The 14,829-nt window shown below is 64.2% G+C and carries 12 protein-coding genes; 7 read left to right on the top strand and 5 right to left on the bottom strand.

The window, feature by feature from the left end:
• Positions 1 to 28 precede the first annotated feature (28 nt).
• A complete protein-coding gene (locus AC0L2R_RS07900) occupies positions 29 to 460 on the top strand; it encodes a winged helix-turn-helix transcriptional regulator (RefSeq protein WP_473508344.1) in 432 nt (143 codons plus the stop codon).
• 98 nt (positions 461 to 558) lie between these two features.
• Here the strand turns inward: AC0L2R_RS07900 and AC0L2R_RS07895 are convergent, their stop codons facing one another.
• Positions 559 to 1,164, bottom strand: coding sequence for an NADPH-dependent FMN reductase (locus AC0L2R_RS07895; protein WP_473508343.1), 606 nt, complete (start codon positions 1,162 to 1,164; stop codon positions 559 to 561).
• A gap of 92 nt (positions 1,165 to 1,256) precedes the next feature.
• Here AC0L2R_RS07895 and AC0L2R_RS07890 point away from each other — a divergent pair, with 92 nt between their 5' ends.
• Positions 1,257 to 1,625: a winged helix-turn-helix transcriptional regulator gene (locus AC0L2R_RS07890; RefSeq protein ID WP_167366537.1), complete on the top strand. Its 369-nt coding sequence runs from the start codon at positions 1,257 to 1,259 to the stop codon at positions 1,623 to 1,625.
• A 200-nt stretch (positions 1,626 to 1,825) separates the two neighbouring features.
• Here AC0L2R_RS07890 and AC0L2R_RS07885 read toward each other — a convergent pair whose 3' ends face one another.
• Positions 1,826 to 2,221, bottom strand: coding sequence for an acyl-CoA thioesterase (locus AC0L2R_RS07885; protein WP_023761257.1), 396 nt, complete (start codon positions 2,219 to 2,221; stop codon positions 1,826 to 1,828).
• 109 nt (positions 2,222 to 2,330) lie between these two features.
• Here AC0L2R_RS07885 and AC0L2R_RS07880 point away from each other — a divergent pair, with 109 nt between their 5' ends.
• From AC0L2R_RS07880 to AC0L2R_RS07870, 3 genes are all read left to right on the top strand, one after another.
• On the top strand, positions 2,331 to 2,903 hold the full coding sequence (locus tag AC0L2R_RS07880) for a GNAT family N-acetyltransferase (protein WP_473508342.1): 573 nt from the start codon (positions 2,331 to 2,333) through the stop codon (positions 2,901 to 2,903).
• Between the two features lie 162 nt (positions 2,904 to 3,065).
• Positions 3,066 to 4,682: a GMC family oxidoreductase gene (locus AC0L2R_RS07875; protein ID WP_473508376.1), complete on the top strand. Its 1,617-nt coding sequence runs from the start codon at positions 3,066 to 3,068 to the stop codon at positions 4,680 to 4,682.
• On the top strand, positions 4,679 to 5,890 hold the full coding sequence (locus AC0L2R_RS07870) for a mandelate racemase/muconate lactonizing enzyme family protein (protein WP_473508341.1): 1,212 nt from the start codon (positions 4,679 to 4,681) through the stop codon (positions 5,888 to 5,890). The genes AC0L2R_RS07875 and AC0L2R_RS07870 overlap by 4 nt, the downstream gene beginning before the upstream one ends.
• Positions 5,891 to 6,030: 140 nt before the next feature.
• On the opposite strand, the gene AC0L2R_RS07865 is transcribed toward AC0L2R_RS07870, so the two are convergent.
• The 3 genes from AC0L2R_RS07865 to AC0L2R_RS07855 all read right to left on the bottom strand — a co-directional run bounded on the left by AC0L2R_RS07865 (position 6,031) and on the right by AC0L2R_RS07855 (position 9,890).
• On the bottom strand, positions 6,031 to 6,969 hold the full coding sequence (locus tag AC0L2R_RS07865) for a diacylglycerol/lipid kinase family protein (protein WP_473508340.1): 939 nt from the start codon (positions 6,967 to 6,969) through the stop codon (positions 6,031 to 6,033).
• 710 nt (positions 6,970 to 7,679) lie between these two features.
• The gene (locus AC0L2R_RS07860) at positions 7,680 to 8,639 is read right to left on the bottom strand and encodes a hypothetical protein (protein WP_473508375.1); all 960 of its coding nucleotides are present in this window, start codon (positions 8,637 to 8,639) and stop codon (positions 7,680 to 7,682) included.
• A gap of 219 nt (positions 8,640 to 8,858) precedes the next feature.
• Entirely contained in the window at positions 8,859 to 9,890 is a 1,032-nt protein-coding gene (locus AC0L2R_RS07855; protein ID WP_473508374.1) for a CapA family protein, read from the bottom strand.
• Positions 9,891 to 10,045: 155 nt separating this feature from the next.
• Here AC0L2R_RS07855 and AC0L2R_RS07850 point away from each other — a divergent pair, with 155 nt between their 5' ends.
• Complete coding sequence (locus tag AC0L2R_RS07850) at positions 10,046 to 11,299, top strand: hypothetical protein (protein ID WP_473508339.1); 1,254 nt, start codon at positions 10,046 to 10,048, stop codon at positions 11,297 to 11,299.
• Positions 11,300 to 11,410: 111 nt separating this feature from the next.
• Positions 11,411 to 14,614: an excinuclease ABC subunit UvrB gene (uvrB, locus tag AC0L2R_RS07845; RefSeq protein WP_473508338.1), complete on the top strand. Its 3,204-nt coding sequence runs from the start codon at positions 11,411 to 11,413 to the stop codon at positions 14,612 to 14,614.
• Positions 14,615 to 14,829 lie beyond the last annotated feature (215 nt).

Genomic DNA, 14,829 nt, shown 5'->3' with positions numbered 1-14,829 from the left:
CCCTGCTGACCAGGAGGTGACCATGGCCATGCCTACCAAAACGGGGCCGACCAAAACGGGGCCGACCAAAAGGCTGCCAACCAAGAGACTGCCGCTGCTGCCGGCGGAACGCGCGCTGAAGGTGATCTCGGGCAGATGGAAGGCTGTCATTCTCTACCATCTCTTCGACGGCCCCCGGCGGCTGTCGGTGCTGAAGACGCAGGTGCCTGATATCACCCAAAAAGTGCTGATCCAGCAGCTTCGCGAAATGGAGGAACACGGCCTCGTCAGACGCGAGATCTTTGCCGAGATTCCCTCACGCGTCGAATATTCGGCGACGCACCTCGGCCTCAGCCTCGAGCCTATCCTTCTGGCGCTCTGCGCGTGGGGCCAGCACCACGCGGATGAGCTGAACGAGATGGACCGCCTCGCCGATTGCATCATCAAGCCTCGGCAGGCGCGGCAGCCAGCCATCGCCTGAATACCAGCCACCGCCTGAATCAAAAGGGGCGACGCAAGCGCCGCCCCCCGGAATCCTTCTAGGCATAAACCCTTGGGAGGATTGTCCTGGTCTGCGGTTCAGGCCGCCTTGACTTCCTCGGCCACCGCGTCGGCCTGGCGCGCCGCCTTCAGCACTTTGGCCCACCATGCAACGTCGTTGACCAGCGCGGTCGCCGCCTGGTTCAGGTGCTCGAGCTCCTCGAGCTTCTTTTCACCTTGCCGGACGGCAAGGAAATCGCCCCAGGCGATATGGACTGCCGACTTGACCGGCGCCATCTGCAGCTCGACCGCATGCAGCCTCAGCTGCTCGACGGCACGCGCGCCGCCGACGCTGCCATAGCCGACGAAGCCGGCCGACTTCTTGTTCCATTCATTGGCGGCGTAGTCGATCGCGTTCTTCAGCACGGCGGTCGGGCCATGGTTGTATTCGGCGGCGGTGAAGATGAAGCCATCGAACTCGGCGACCTTCTTCTGCCAGCGCTTTGCCACTTCATTCTGCGACGGCGCCCAGGCGGACGAAGCGACCTCGTCGAAGAACGGCAGCGGGAAGTCGCGCAGGTCGACCACTTCCACGTCGATGTCGGCATGCGACTTGGCGATCTTGGCGATCCACTGGGTCGGAACGTCGGCGAAGCGTGCGGCGCGGGTCGAACCGACGACAATGGCGATTTTGGGTTTGGACATAGAGGGGCTCTCCTTCAGGCGAATTTCTGGTATCGTTTAGATACCTGAGCTATATGAGTGACTGTGCTCACGAGGCGCAAGGAGGCACCTTTTTGATACCAAGGCACCCGCACCGCACCGAGGACTGCCGCGCCATCTCGGAAATCCTGCAGCGCGTCGGCGACAAATGGACCGTGCTCGTCGTCGGCAAGCTCGGTGACGGGCCGCTGCGCTTCAACGAATTGCGCAGCGCCGTCGGCGGCATTTCGCAAAAGATGCTGACCACCACGTTGCGCGGGCTGGAGCGCGACGGCTTCGTCACCCGCACCGTGTTTCCGACCATTCCGCCACGCGTCGACTATGAGCTGACCGACCTTGGCTACGAGCTGCTTGTACCGGTCGGCGCGCTCGGCGAATGGGCGCGCAAGAACACCGAGCGGGTCAAGGCCGCTCGCGAAAAGTTCGATGAGATACATGCCTGAAACCTTTGCGCCGCAAGGCTTTGCGGCAGCGAGCCGCTCGTCTCGCCGTCCCTTCTCTCCTTGTGGGAGAAGGTGGATTGGCGCGCAGCGCCAAGACGGAAGAGGGGTGTTGGACGGAGTGCCGTCGGTGCCAAGCTGGACCACCCCTCATCCGACCGCGCTTCGCGCGGCCACCTTCTCCCACAAGGGGAGAAGGTAACTCAGCCCTCCGCCGGAACTGCCTTCGGCTTGCCTTCGCCGTCCAGCGCCACCATGACGAAGTCGGCGTGGGTGACCTTCTCCATCAGGTCGGAGAGGTAGCGCTGCGCCCATGCCTCGACCTTGAGCGTCATCGAGGTGCGGCCGACGCGCTCGACATGCGTATAGATGCACAGCGTGTCGCCGATCTTCATCGCCTTGGCGAACGACATTTCCTTCACCGCTGCCGTCACCACGCGGCCCTTGGCGCGCTCGGCGGCGCGGATGCCGCAGGCCAGATCCATCTGCGCCATCACCCAGCCGCCAAAAATGTCGCCCGCCGCATTGGCGTCCGAAGGCATGGCCAAGGTCCTCAGCGTCAGATCGCCGATCGGCCGTCCGTCCGCGTAATGCACCATGCGCCAAATCCCCTCGATATCGATCTTCTCCCCTATCGGGATGGCACCGATGCGTCAACGCGCTGCCAGGTGCTAGACTGCGCACAGCGAGTTGAGAAAGGCAGCTGACATGGAACTTACCTCTCGCCCTCTGACATCAGATCTATGGCCCGCGCTCGAGGAGCTGTTCGGTGAGAGCGCCGTCTGCAGTCGCTGTTGGTGTATGTACGGGCGGATCGGCAGTTCTTATCGAAAGCGACCAGGCGAGGAAAACAAGGCTGCGTTCCGACAAGCCGTCGAGCATGGTCCGCCTCCAGGCGTACTCGCTTTCGACGGCGCTACTGCTGTCGGCTGGTGTCAGGTGACGCCCAGAGATGCCGCGCCCTGGCTCGATCGGCTGTGGCAGCTCAAGCGAGTGGATGATGCGCCGGTCTGGTCCTTGTCCTGCCTCTACGTGCGAAAAGCATACCGCCTGCAAGGCATCACGTCTCACCTGATCGCAGCGGCGCTGCAAGCTGCAAGGCGCGCAAACGCCCCTGCACTCGAGGCCTATCCTTTTGATGCCGGCGTATCGCCGAGCGCTTCCGGCAGCGGATACGCCTCCACCTTCGCTCGCGCCGGGTTCAGGGTCGTCGCCCGCAGGGTGCCAGCCCGCCCGATCATGCGTTATGATTTCACGCAAAATGCTGATGATGGCGTGTAATGCTGGACCGCTTGGCGACGCGGCAAAGGCCGCTTCGGGCAGGACACCAACTGCAAATGAAGTGCCGGTCGCTTTTTTCACAGGCGATGCCGGAAGCTCCGGTGATCGCGGCGGCTTGCGGCGTCTAGGTTGAGCGAGAATTCGGAGCCGGCCGCAGCCATCATGCAGACCTATGATTTCATCATTGTTGGCTCCGGCTCGGCCGGCTCGGTTGTGGCCGAAAGACTGTCGGCTTCCGGCCGCTTCTCGGTTCTGGTGCTCGAGGCCGGCGGCAGCGACCGGCGTTTCTACGTCCAGATGCCGCTCGGCTACGGCAAGACCTTCTTCGACCCTGCGGTCAACTGGAACTACAAGACCGAGCCGGACCCCGGCCTCGCCGGCAATGTCGACCACTGGCCGCGCGGCAGGCTGCTCGGCGGCTCGAGCTCGATCAACGCCATGGTCTGGATTAGGGGCGCGCGCGAGGATTTCGACGCTTGGGCAGCGGCCGGCAATCCCGGCTGGGGCTTTGACGACCTGCTGCCCGTCTTCAAGGCGCTGGAGGACAATCAGGCCGGCGCCGATCAATGGCGCGGGGTTGGCGGTCCGCTGCATATCACCGACTGCTCGACCTCGGTCCATCCGCTGACCAAGCGCTATCTGGCGGCCGCCAATCAGGCCGGCCTGCCGTTCAACCCGGATTTCAACGGCGCCGCCCAGGAGGGCGCCGGCATCTATCAGATCACCACCAAGAACGGCCGCCGCATGTCGGCCGCCCGCGCCTTCCTGCGCCCGGCGATGAAGCGCAAAAACCTCCGCGTCGAGATCAATGCGCTGGCGACCAGGATCCTGTTCGAGGGCAAGCGCGCCGTTGGCATCGAGTATCTCCAAAATGGTGAGACGAAAACCGCCCGCGCCGGCCGCGAGGTCATCCTGTCGGGCGGCTCGATCAATTCGCCGCAGTTGCTGCAGCTTTCCGGGATCGGTCCCTCGGCGATCCTTGGCGCCCTCGGCATTGCCGTCGTCCACGCCAACGAGAATGTCGGCGCGAACCTGCAGGACCATGTCGGCATCAACTACACTTTCAAGGGCAGGCTGCCGACGCTCAACCAGATCCTGCGCCCGTGGTGGGGCAAGCTCATGGTCGGCATGCAATACATGCTGATGCGCTCCGGCCCGCTGTCGCTGTCGATGAACAATGCCGGCGGCTTCTTCCGCACCGACCCGGCCGCGGCACGGCCCAACATGCAGCTCTATTTCCAGGCATTCTCGACCGTCATTCCGAAGAGCGGCGAGCGCCCGATCCTGACCCCAGATCCGTGGCCGGGCTTTTCGATCGGCCTGTCCAATTGCCGTCCCTCGAGCCGCGGCGAGATCATGATCCGCTCCAGCAATCCGCGCGACTATCCGAAGATCGTCGCCAACGCCTTTTCGACCGAGGCTGATGTCGCCGAGATGCTGGCGGCGGTGAAGTTCATCCGGAAGATCGCCGCCATGCCGGCAATGGCCGAGATCATCGAGGAAGAGGTGTTGCCGGGCCCGTCAATCACCTCCGACGCGGATATCATCCAGGATTTCAGAAAGCGCTCGGGCACCGTTTACCACCCGGTCTCGACCTGCCGCATGGGACCGGACGCTACCGCCGCCGTCGTCGACCCGCGCCTGCGGGTTCACGGCCTCGCCGGCTTGCGGGTCATCGACGCCTCGATCTTTCCCGATAACATCACCGGCAACACCAATGCCGCCGCGATCATAACCGGATGGAAGGGCGCCGAACTGGTTCTGGAGGATCAAAAATGAAAATCACCGACGTAAAGACCTGGGTTGTCGGCAATCCGCCGCCCGGCATCGGCGGCAAGTATTTCATCTTCGTCAAGCTCACCACCGACGGCGGCGTCGTCGGCTATGGCGAGGCCTACAACGCCACCTTCTCGGCCCATGTCACCGCAAGAATGATCGAGGACATGGCCGAGCGCTATCTGATCGGCCGCGATCCGCACGACATCGAGAACTTCTTCCGCCGCGCCTATTCGTCGGGCTTCACCCAGCGCCCGGACGTGTCCGGCATGGGCTGTTTTTCGGCGCTCGAAATCGCCTGCTGGGATATTATCGGCAAGGAGGCCGGCAAGCCGGTCTACAAGCTGCTCGGCGGCCAGGTGAACGAAACGCTGCGTTCCTATACCTATCTCTATCCGCACAGCGGCAGCGTCCATTCGGAAGATGCGCGCGGCAAGAACGTCTACAACGACCCCGGCCTGGCGGCCGAATGCGCGCTTGAATATGTCGAGCAGGGTTTTAATGCCGTCAAGCTCGATCCGGCCGGCCCCTACACCGCCTTTGACGGTCACCAGCCGCGTCTCGCCGACATCGATCTCTCCGCCCGCATGATCAAGGCGATCCGCGAGGCGGTCGGCACAAGGGCCGACATCCTGTTCGGCACGCATGGCCAGTTCACCGCATCGGGCGCGCTGCGCATGGCCCGCGCCATCGAACCCTACGATCCGCTGTGGTTCGAGGAACCGGTGCCGCCCGACATGCCCGAAGTGATGGCGCAGGTGGCGCGCGGCACGTCGATCCCGATCGCCACCGGCGAACGGCTGACGACCAAGTTCGAGTTTGCCCGCGTCATCGAGAACCGCGCCGCGACCATTCTGCAGCCCGACCTCGGCCGCTCCGGCGGCATTCTCGAAACCAAGAAGATCGCCGCCATGGCCGAGGCCTATCACATCCAGGTCGCCCCGCACTGCTATTGCGGGCCGATCGTCGGCGCGGCCAACATCCAGCTTGCCGTGACCTTGCCCAACTTCCTCATCCTGGAATCGCTGAAGCAGTGGGACGGTTTTCACGAAAAACTGCTGAAGAAGAAGATCGAGTGGCAGGACGGCAACGTCATTCCGTCGAAGGAGCCGGGCCTTGGCGTCGAGCTCGACGAAGCCGTCTGCGAAGCGCATCCCTGGACCGGCACGGAGCTGCATTTGCAGATGATGCAAACGCCGTTGACGCCGTGAGCGCGCGCAAGAGTTGCGGCCGGGTTTCCCTGCCAGGCTCAAGCTCTGCCGTCAGGTAATTGTCGCGCGATTCCAGCATGTTGTCCTGGTCGCCTAAATCACGATCGAAGCGACCGGAACCAAGGTCTCAACAGCTTGATTCAATACCTCAGCGTCAGCGCGCCGGGCAGGATCTCGAAGGTCGCCGGTATGCGCCCCGGCGACTCGCCGTCTATGTCGACCAGAGCGCCGTTTTTTTGCACATCGCCGAGTGGTTCGACAACGACTTTCCTGCCGCGCAAAATGGTGATTGCCGGATGGTTGCGATGCCGGCCGCCATAGAGCAGACGGATGTCCCAGATCAGCTTCAGCTTGCCAGCCGCGCGCAGGATGACGATGTCGAACTGGCCGTCGTCCAGTTCGGCATCCGGCGCGATCATCATGCCGGCGCCGAAGAATTTTCCGTTGGCCACCGCCACCAGCGCGACGCGCGCCTCGACCGGGACGCCGTCGTCGACGGTGATCACAACGTCCTGGAACCGATAGCGCATGAATTCCCACACGGTGCGCCAGTAGAACAGCGCCTTGGCCGACACATTGCCCTTGCGCTTGTCGGCGTTGACCGCGCGGTCGGTGGCGCCCGACAGGCCGAGGCTGGCGATGTTGATGAAATGGCGGCTGGCCAGGGCGCCATGGTCGTCGACATAGGAGATGCGGCCGGCATCGACCCGGCGGGCCTTGGCCTCGGCGATGCGCTTCAGCGTCAGGTCGACCTCACCAGACAGGCCGAGCCCGCGGGCGAAATCGATGCCGGCGCCGCAAGGCAGCAGGCCGAGCTCGGCCGTCCGGCCGCTTTCCGCAAACGCCTGCAGCAGCCCATCGGCGACTTCGCTGGCGGTGCCGTCGCCGCCCGCCGCGATCACCAGATCGAAGCCGCTGGCGGCAAGGACCAGCGCCAGCCGTTCGGCGTCGCCGGTCGCCTGCGTCTCGCGCAGCTCGAAATCGCCGAAATGTTTCCTGAGCGAAGCGCTGACCTCCGGCCAATGCCGCTTGAGCCAGCCGCCGCCGGCAATCGGATTGAGAACCACCCCGACCTTCAAGAATGCCTCCCCATAGGATAGCAACGACACTGCTGTCCTAAAATCCTTCGCCGGCATTGAAGCCCGCGCCGCAGTGTCGGGCAAGGGCAGAATCCTGCAGCTCGCCGCAGGATGGGCGTGTCCCGCCCCGCATCTCGGCAAAATAAACGCGCCGATGCGGGCCCTGGTCCCCGATAATCCCGCTATCCACAGGCTCGCAACCGTTTCGCCGAACGCTTATCTCCCGTACATTAATCCCATCTCAGGCGGCTACCGATTGCCAAGTCGAAAGGCAAAGCGAAACGGCGGATTTCCTGAGGCCCGTACGGCCCCGAACGCAGGCTTGCCTGTTTTGAGGACCGAGACTACGGGGCCGCGGAAAGCGTGCGAACGCCTACGGCGGACCGATGCTGCCATGAAGGACGGCAAAAACCTTCGATGGCGCGCTGGACGAAGCTTGCAAGGGTGGAGACTGGCGAGGTCCCGAACGGACGCTGCCCTCGGGCGGTGGCTGGCAGGACCGTCAACATCAAGGCCGGCATGGCGCGACGTCTTTACGGAAGTTGCTGCCGCGACCGTGTCCTGATCTGACAGGGAGGCGCTGGGAGAAATCCCGGCGCCGACTGTTTTTTGGGCTTCTCTCGCGATTTGACTGCCTGTCTCACGCGGTTCGACCGGAGCGAAGCTTCCTGGTGTTGATTCAGAAGCTGGCAGCAGACCTCAAGTTCGGGCTAACCCGCCGCCGCGTCCGTTGCGCCGATCTTGCGCACCAGCGCCGCCGTCGCCAGCATCGCCCCCATGTCTGATATCATAGGCGCGACATGCTTGGCGTAGTCGAGCGGCACCGAGATATCGGGCAGCTCGAAAAAATTCCTCGTCTGCGGCAGGAGTAAAAATCCGTCGCTGCCATTGAGCGCGACCCGCGCCGGATCATCAGGCCATGTCTCCTTGAGCCATGTCAGTGCCTGCGCCAGCCGGCCGCTCACCAGCGGCTGCGCAGCCTCGATGTTGTCGCTGCGGAAGTCGTAGGCGGCATCGAGTTCGGGCACCCCGCATGACAATTCCTGCATCCTGCTGGCGAACATGCCGCGGAAGAACCCGACGGCCATCTCACTCCGGCGGGCGGCCACCGATATGCCGGGGAACGGCACCATGGTCCCGAAGGCAACGACGATCCCCTTGAATGCTATCGTGCCGCCCGTGCCTTGCCGGAGATCGGCTTCGTAAAGCTCGAACGGAAATCCCTCGTAACGGCCGGAGACGATGTCGTCGAAGCGTTTGGTGGTGAACGTGCCGATCGTCTCGCGCGGCAGCCGGTCGAACGAGTTCGGTGTCACCTCATGCTCGTAGCGCATGTCCCTGATGAAGCCGAAGATGATCGGCAGCAGTGTCTTGCGGTGCTGCAACCTGCTCGTCGGCTTGATCGCCTGGAAATAGAGCAGGATCGCCGCCACCAACCCGACGACATAGAGCAACACATGCGGCGTCGAGAGCCATTGCTCGTAGGGATCGGCGATCCTGTTGAAAAGCCAGGCGACAAGCGCCACGAACACCAGCACCAGTCCGATGAACAGCGGCACCCGCCAGCGGACTTGCCGGTAGGCCGAAGCCCTTTCGGCCTCGTAGGCCGCCAGATTGCGCTTGATGCCGGCGATGTCAGCTTCATCAGGCATGAAATCCGCTGCTTCCATCGCCATCCCGCGCCCCCTAACAAACTCATGATAGCCGATTTTATAGACATCTCGACTACAGCGCTGAGAGGCAGCGCTTCTCAAGCAGATGTTTGTGCTGCCCCTCATCCGCCTGCCGGCACCTCTCCCCGTGACCGGGGAGAAATGTCCGGCAGGACAATGAGGGGCAGCGCCATACTTGTGCGATAAGCAACGTGCGACTAGCCCTCACTTACGGCGCTACGGAAAAATCGCAGTCAACCGGCCTTCGACTTTGCTGCGCATTCGGTCCTCCAGCGCCTCGACCGGAACCAGATGCTCATGGTCGCCGGCGCGCAGCCGCATGAAGGGATGCAGCCGGTAGGCGGCAATGGCGCCACGCGTGCCGGCGTCGGCGCTGATATCGACGGTCAGGATGCTACCGATGCGGCCGGGCCATGGCTGGCGCGCCAAGGCGGTGCCGAGGAAATCGCCGAGCCCATAGGCGACGAGCGCCTTGCCGATCCGCTCCACCGGCTGCACAACATGGGCATGATGGCCAGCGATCAGCCCGACGCCCTGCGCGGCCAAACGCCGGGCCAGCGCCCGCGTTTCAGCCTGCGGAAAATGCCGGAATTCCCAATCCCAATGTGGCACGGCGCAGGTGAGGTCGACGGCGTCGCGGCGCGGCCATCGTGCGGGGTCGCCTTGCATCGACACACGGCCGGCGAACGCCGCCGCGCCGGCGTTGCGCCACAGCGTGAAGGCGGCGAAGCCTATTGTCAGCGGCCCGACTGCGATGCGTTCGACCGGACCGGCGGCCGCGGTACCGATGCTGCGGATGCCAAGCCGTTCCAGCGCTGCCACGGTCTCGTCAAAACCCTCGACGCCCTGGTCGAGCGCATGGTTGTTGGCGAGCGACAGCACCAGTTTATCGCGCGAGATGCCTACTGACGCCAACGCCTCGGCAAAGAACCGCTCGGTCATGGCATGACGGGTGCCAAGCTTCGTACCCATCGCCGCGCTCGGTCGCTCCACCACCGGGCTTTCGCAATTGCCGATCACCAGATCGGCGGAGCCGAGCAGCGTGGCGATCGCCGGGTCGCATTGCGGCGCGCTGCGATTGGCCACCGCCGAGATATCGCCGACAAAGGCGAACCGCACCGTCCGCGCCGGTGGCGGCTCGATCATGATTCCTGCCGCTGGCGCAAAGCCTTGGCGATCGCCGCTGAGCGAAGGCTTCAAGAAGCGTGGCAGCCAGGACAATTTGTAGGAAAGCGGATAGTTCGACACGCGCAGCCCTGCACCGGGATGAACGGCCAAGGTAGACGATGCGCCCGATATAGCGAAGCGCCTCCGTTCGCAATCGTGCGACCAGAAGCCCGCAGTAGGCGCAACACACAAGATGCGTATATGGTTGCCGCCGAACGGCATACCGGAGGACCAAGATGAAGCGATTTTCGAGCCTGCTGGCATCCGCCCTTCTTCTGCTGCTGCCGGTTGCTTCCGCCGGTGCCGCGGCCTCCGAACCGGCCGCCCTGTTCGAGGCTAAAACCGTGGCCGACCGCGACAGCACGCTTGCTGCGCTGGAAGCCGCTGCGCCCACTGATCCTGCGTCGGCCTACGCCACCGGCGCCGGCCAGTTCTTCACCGCGCTGGAGATCCTGGCCGGCGGCCTGCACCGCCACGGTTTCGAAAGCCCGCAATCCTTCATGCTGCCGCTGATGCGGCTGCCGGTGCCGGACAATCCCAATCCCGAGCCACTAACCTACGACGACTTCCGCGCCATCCTGGTCGCCTTCCGCGATCGGCTGGAAAAGTCCGCGGCCACGCTTGGATCCGTGCCTGCCGATGCCGACATCGGCATCGAGGTCGACCTCACCCGTCTCGGCATCGACCTCAACGAGGACGGCCAGATCGCGCCGGACGAAAGTGCCGCCGCGATCATGGCGTCCCTGTCACACGGCGGCGGTGCGCCAGACCCGGCCGCACCCGCCCTCACCTTCCGCTTCGACCGCGCCGATGGCTACTGGCTGCAGGGCTATGCCGAATTCCTGATGGCGCAGGCGGATTTCTGGCTGGCGCATGACTTCAGCAACGCCTTCGACGGCTCGTTCCACATGCTGTTTCCGCGCGCAAAACTGCCGCTGCAGGACACGCTCGTGCCGCCGGACGGCGGCATGAGCGGCGGCATGTTGTCGGCCGAGTGGCGCATCGCCGACTTCATCTCGCTGGTTCATCTGGTCAATTGGCCGGTGGTCGAGCCGGAGCGCCGCCACGCGGCGCGCCGCCACCTCATGGAAATGATCCGGCTGTCCCGCGAAGACTGGAAGGCGATCCGCGCCGAGACCGACAACGACCGTGAATGGCTGCCCGGCCCGCAACAGAAAGGCGCCAGCCCGCTCACCGGCCTGGAGGTCGGCGAGGAGCAGGTCCAGGCCTGGCACGCCGCGCTTGATATGGCCGAGGACCTGCTCGAAGGCCGCACCTTGCTGCCGCATTTCCGCTTCGCCGACAAGGGCATCAACATGAAGCGCTTCTTCGACGAGCCAAAGCCCTTCGACCTGGTGCTGTCGATCACCGGCCCGGCCATCGCGCCCTATCTCGACAGCGGAAAGATCCTCACCAGCGAAGAGTTCGACCAGATCCGGCGCCAGTTCGGCGGCGCCGGGTTTTTGACCTTTGCGCTGTGGTTCAACTGAGGGCGCGTTCGACATCGCTCCTGACACCCTTGTGTCAGCAGCCTGGTTTCCTCTCGCGCCCCTGGCCACTCCGCTCTTTCCATTTTGGCCGATACCTCCCATATTTGGGGCATGGCCAAACTTCCCGACAAAAAGACGCCGCCGCCGGCGCGTGACGATCGTGCTTCGCCGCCCAAGCGGCGCAGCCCGTTGACCGATTTCCTCGATGCGTCCGAGCCGCTGCACAAGCGCGGTTTTGCCGAGGCGCCGCAGGCTGAATTGTCAGGCACGCCGCTGACCGGCTCGATCGCCGATTGGGCCGAGCAGATCGAGCAGGAGGCCGAAAAGGAAGGGCGCCAAGTCTCCCCCCTCGAGGGGGAGAAGGCGACAGAGGGGGTCGGCAAAGGAAGCGCTCAACATGAGGGCACGTCGAGCCCGGCCGCACCGACCCCACCCGGCGGCTCCGCCGCCACCCTCCCCTCAAGGGGGAGGGAAGTCGCCAAGGCGAAAAAGATCCCTGAACGCTCCTCTTCCCCTGGCCGCACGGCGCGCGGCACCTCCATGGGCGGCGCGGCTTCAGCGCGGGAGCGAACCGCGGCCGGCCTCAATCCGGTTGCCGGCCTCGATGTTTCGCTGGAGGAAGCCGAGACCATGGCCTCCGGCGGCGTCACCGCCACCGTGGCGGCGCTGTCGGCGCTGATCGAGTCCGGCAACCCGCTGCACAAGGACGGCGTGCTGTGGACGCCGCATCGCCCTGCCCGGCCCGAAAAATCCGAAGGCGGCATCGCCATCAAGATGGTGTCGGATTTCGAGCCGGCCGGCGACCAGCCGACGGCGATCAAGGATCTTGTCGAAGGCGTCAACGACAACGACCGCACCCAGGTGCTGCTCGGCGTCACCGGCTCGGGAAAAACCTTCACCATGGCCAAGGTGATCGAGGAGACGCAGCGCCCTGCCTTGATCCTCGCCCCCAACAAGACGCTGGCCGCGCAGCTTTATTCCGAATTCAAGAAATTCTTCCCGGAGAATGCCGTCGAGTATTTCGTCTCCTATTACGACTACTACCAGCCGGAAGCCTATGTGCCGCGGACGGATACCTTCATCGAAAAGGAATCGTCGATCAACGAGCAGATCGATCGCATGCGCCATTCGGCGACGCGCTCGCTGCTGGAGCGCGACGATGTCATCATCGTCGCCTCAGTGTCCTGCATCTACGGTATCGGCTCGGTCGAGACCTACACGGCGATGACCTTCCAGATGCAGATCGGTGACCGGCTCGACCAGCGCGCGCTGCTCGCCGATCTCGTCGCCCAGCAATACAAGCGGCAGGATATCAATTTCGTCCGCGGCTCGTTCCGCGTTCGCGGCGACACGATCGAGATTTTTCCGGCCCACTTGGAAGACCGCGCCTGGCGTATTTCGCTGTTCGGCGACGAGATCGAGGCGATCACCGAGTTCGACCCGCTGACCGGCCAGAAGACCGGTGAATTGAAGAGCGTCAAGATCTACGCCAATTCGCACTATGTGACGCCGCGCCCGACCTTGAATCAGGCTATCAAGTCGATCAAGGAAGAGCTCAAGCAGCGGCTGGTCGAACTCGAGCGCGCCGGACGCCTGCTCGAGGCGCAGCGGCTGGAGCAGCGCAGCCGCTTCGACCTCGAGATGCTGGAAGCCACCGGCTCCTGCGCTGGCATCGAGAACTATTCGCGCTATCTCACCGGCCGCCAGCCGGGCGATCCGCCGCCGACCCTGTTCGAGTACATCCCCGACAATGCGCTGGTCTTCATCGACGAAAGCCACGTCACCATACCGCAGATCGGCGGCATGTATCGCGGCGACTTTCGCCGCAAGGCGACGCTGGCCGAGTACGGTTTCCGCCTGCCGTCCTGCATGGACAACCGGCCGCTGCGTTTCGAGGAATGGGACGCGATGCGCCCGCTTTCGGTCGCGGTTTCGGCGACGCCCGGCGCCTGGGAGATGGAGCAGTCCGGCGGCGTCTTTGCCGAGCAGGTCATCCGCCCGACCGGCCTGATCGATCCGCCGGTCGAGGTGCGCCCGGCCAAGACCCAGGTCGACGACGTCGTCGGCGAAATCCGCGAAACGACGAAGGCCGGCTACCGCACGCTGGTCACCGTGCTGACCAAGCGCATGGCCGAGGACCTGACCGAGTATCTGCACGAGCAGGGCATTCGCGTCCGCTACATGCACTCCGACATCGACACGCTGGAGCGCATCGAGATCCTGCGCGACCTGCGCCTCGGCGCCTTCGACGTGCTGGTCGGCATCAACCTTTTGCGCGAAGGCCTCGACATCCCCGAATGCGGCTTCGTCGCCATCCTCGATGCCGACAAGGAGGGTTTTTTGCGCTCCGAAACCTCGCTGATCCAGACCATCGGCCGTGCCGCCCGAAACGTCGACGGCAAGGTCACCCTCTACGCCGACCAGGTCACCGGCTCGATGGAGCGGGCGATGGCCGAGACCAACCGCCGGCGCGAAAAGCAGATGGAGTGGAACGCGGCCAACGGCATCACCCCGGAATCGGTCAAGTCGCGCATCTCCGACATCCTGGACTCGGTCTACGAGAAGGACCACGTCCGCGCCGACATCTCGCAGTTCACCGACAGCGCCGGCGCGATGATGGGCAACAATCTGAAAGCCCATCTCGACGCGATGGACAAGCAGATGCGCGACGCCGCCGCCAATCTCGACTTCGAGAAGGCGGCCCGCATCCGCGACGAGATCAAGCGGCTGCGCGAGATGGAACTGTCCATCTCCGACGATCCGCTGGCCAAATATGCCGATATGGAAAGCCCGGTTTCGGGCCGCGAAAAGGGCAAGCACAACAAGGGCCGCGCCATCCACCGCACGGTGGATGATGACGGCAAGGGTCTGTTCCGCAAGCCCGCACTCGACGAGATGGGCGCCGACGGCGCCGTGCCGGTCAAGAAGCCGCTCTTCGCAAAACCCTCGCTCGACGTCATGGGCCCGGGCACCGACATGCCGACACCGGCCGGGGCGGTGTCGCGCTCGCTGTTCAAGAAGCAGTCGGCCGAAGAGGCACACGGTTCTGATTTCGGCATCCCTGGCGATTCAACCAAGCCGCTGTTCAAGAAGAACTCGCTCGACGAGATGACGGTGCGACGCACGGAAAAACCGGTCGAAGGCAAAGTGCCAGCCAAGCCACAGCCGATCTCCCCCCAAGTGGGCGCGAAGGAACGCGACGGTTCGGCCAAGCCAGTTGTCCGCCAGCGCGCCGGCATCGGCTCCTACGAAGATCCAGCCGATGCCCGCCGTGAAAAGCGCCGGCCGGGTAAGACGGGCAGGCCGGGACGGTAGCGAGCTTCCCTTCTCCCCTTGTGGGAGAAGGTGGCCGAGCGAAGCTCGGTCGGATGAGGGGTGTTCCAGCTTGGCAAAAGCGGTGCTCCGTCCAGCACCCCTCAACCTGTCTCGGCGCTGCGCGCCGATCCACCTTCTCCCACAAGGGGAGAAGGGATGCGCCCGCCCTTGCCATCGGCCCCTCCCTTGGTGTAGCCAGTTCTACAACTCGAACG

The sequence above is a fragment of the Mesorhizobium sp. WSM4820 genome (assembly GCF_055811075.1).
Note: the sequence above shows the minus strand (reverse complement) of the source record. Positions and strands in the feature narration are given on the sequence as shown.

Excerpts from the sequence above, each read along its gene's own strand:
- AC0L2R_RS07900 (WP_473508344.1), top strand. The coding sequence starts at position 29 with ATGCCTACCAAAACGGGGCCGACCAAAACGGGGCCGACCAAAAGGCTG.
- AC0L2R_RS07895 (WP_473508343.1), bottom strand. The coding sequence starts at position 1,164 with ATGTCCAAACCCAAAATCGCCATTGTCGTCGGTTCGACCCGCGCCGCA.
- AC0L2R_RS07885 (WP_023761257.1), bottom strand. The coding sequence starts at position 2,221 with ATGGTGCATTACGCGGACGGACGGCCGATCGGCGATCTGACGCTGAGG.
- AC0L2R_RS07880 (WP_473508342.1), top strand. The coding sequence starts at position 2,331 with ATGGAACTTACCTCTCGCCCTCTGACATCAGATCTATGGCCCGCGCTC.
- AC0L2R_RS07875 (WP_473508376.1), top strand. The coding sequence starts at position 3,066 with ATGCAGACCTATGATTTCATCATTGTTGGCTCCGGCTCGGCCGGCTCG.
- AC0L2R_RS07870 (WP_473508341.1), top strand. The coding sequence starts at position 4,679 with ATGAAAATCACCGACGTAAAGACCTGGGTTGTCGGCAATCCGCCGCCC.
- AC0L2R_RS07860 (WP_473508375.1), bottom strand. The coding sequence starts at position 8,639 with ATGGAAGCAGCGGATTTCATGCCTGATGAAGCTGACATCGCCGGCATC.
- AC0L2R_RS07850 (WP_473508339.1), top strand. The coding sequence starts at position 10,046 with ATGAAGCGATTTTCGAGCCTGCTGGCATCCGCCCTTCTTCTGCTGCTG.
- uvrB (WP_473508338.1), top strand. The coding sequence starts at position 11,411 with ATGGCCAAACTTCCCGACAAAAAGACGCCGCCGCCGGCGCGTGACGAT.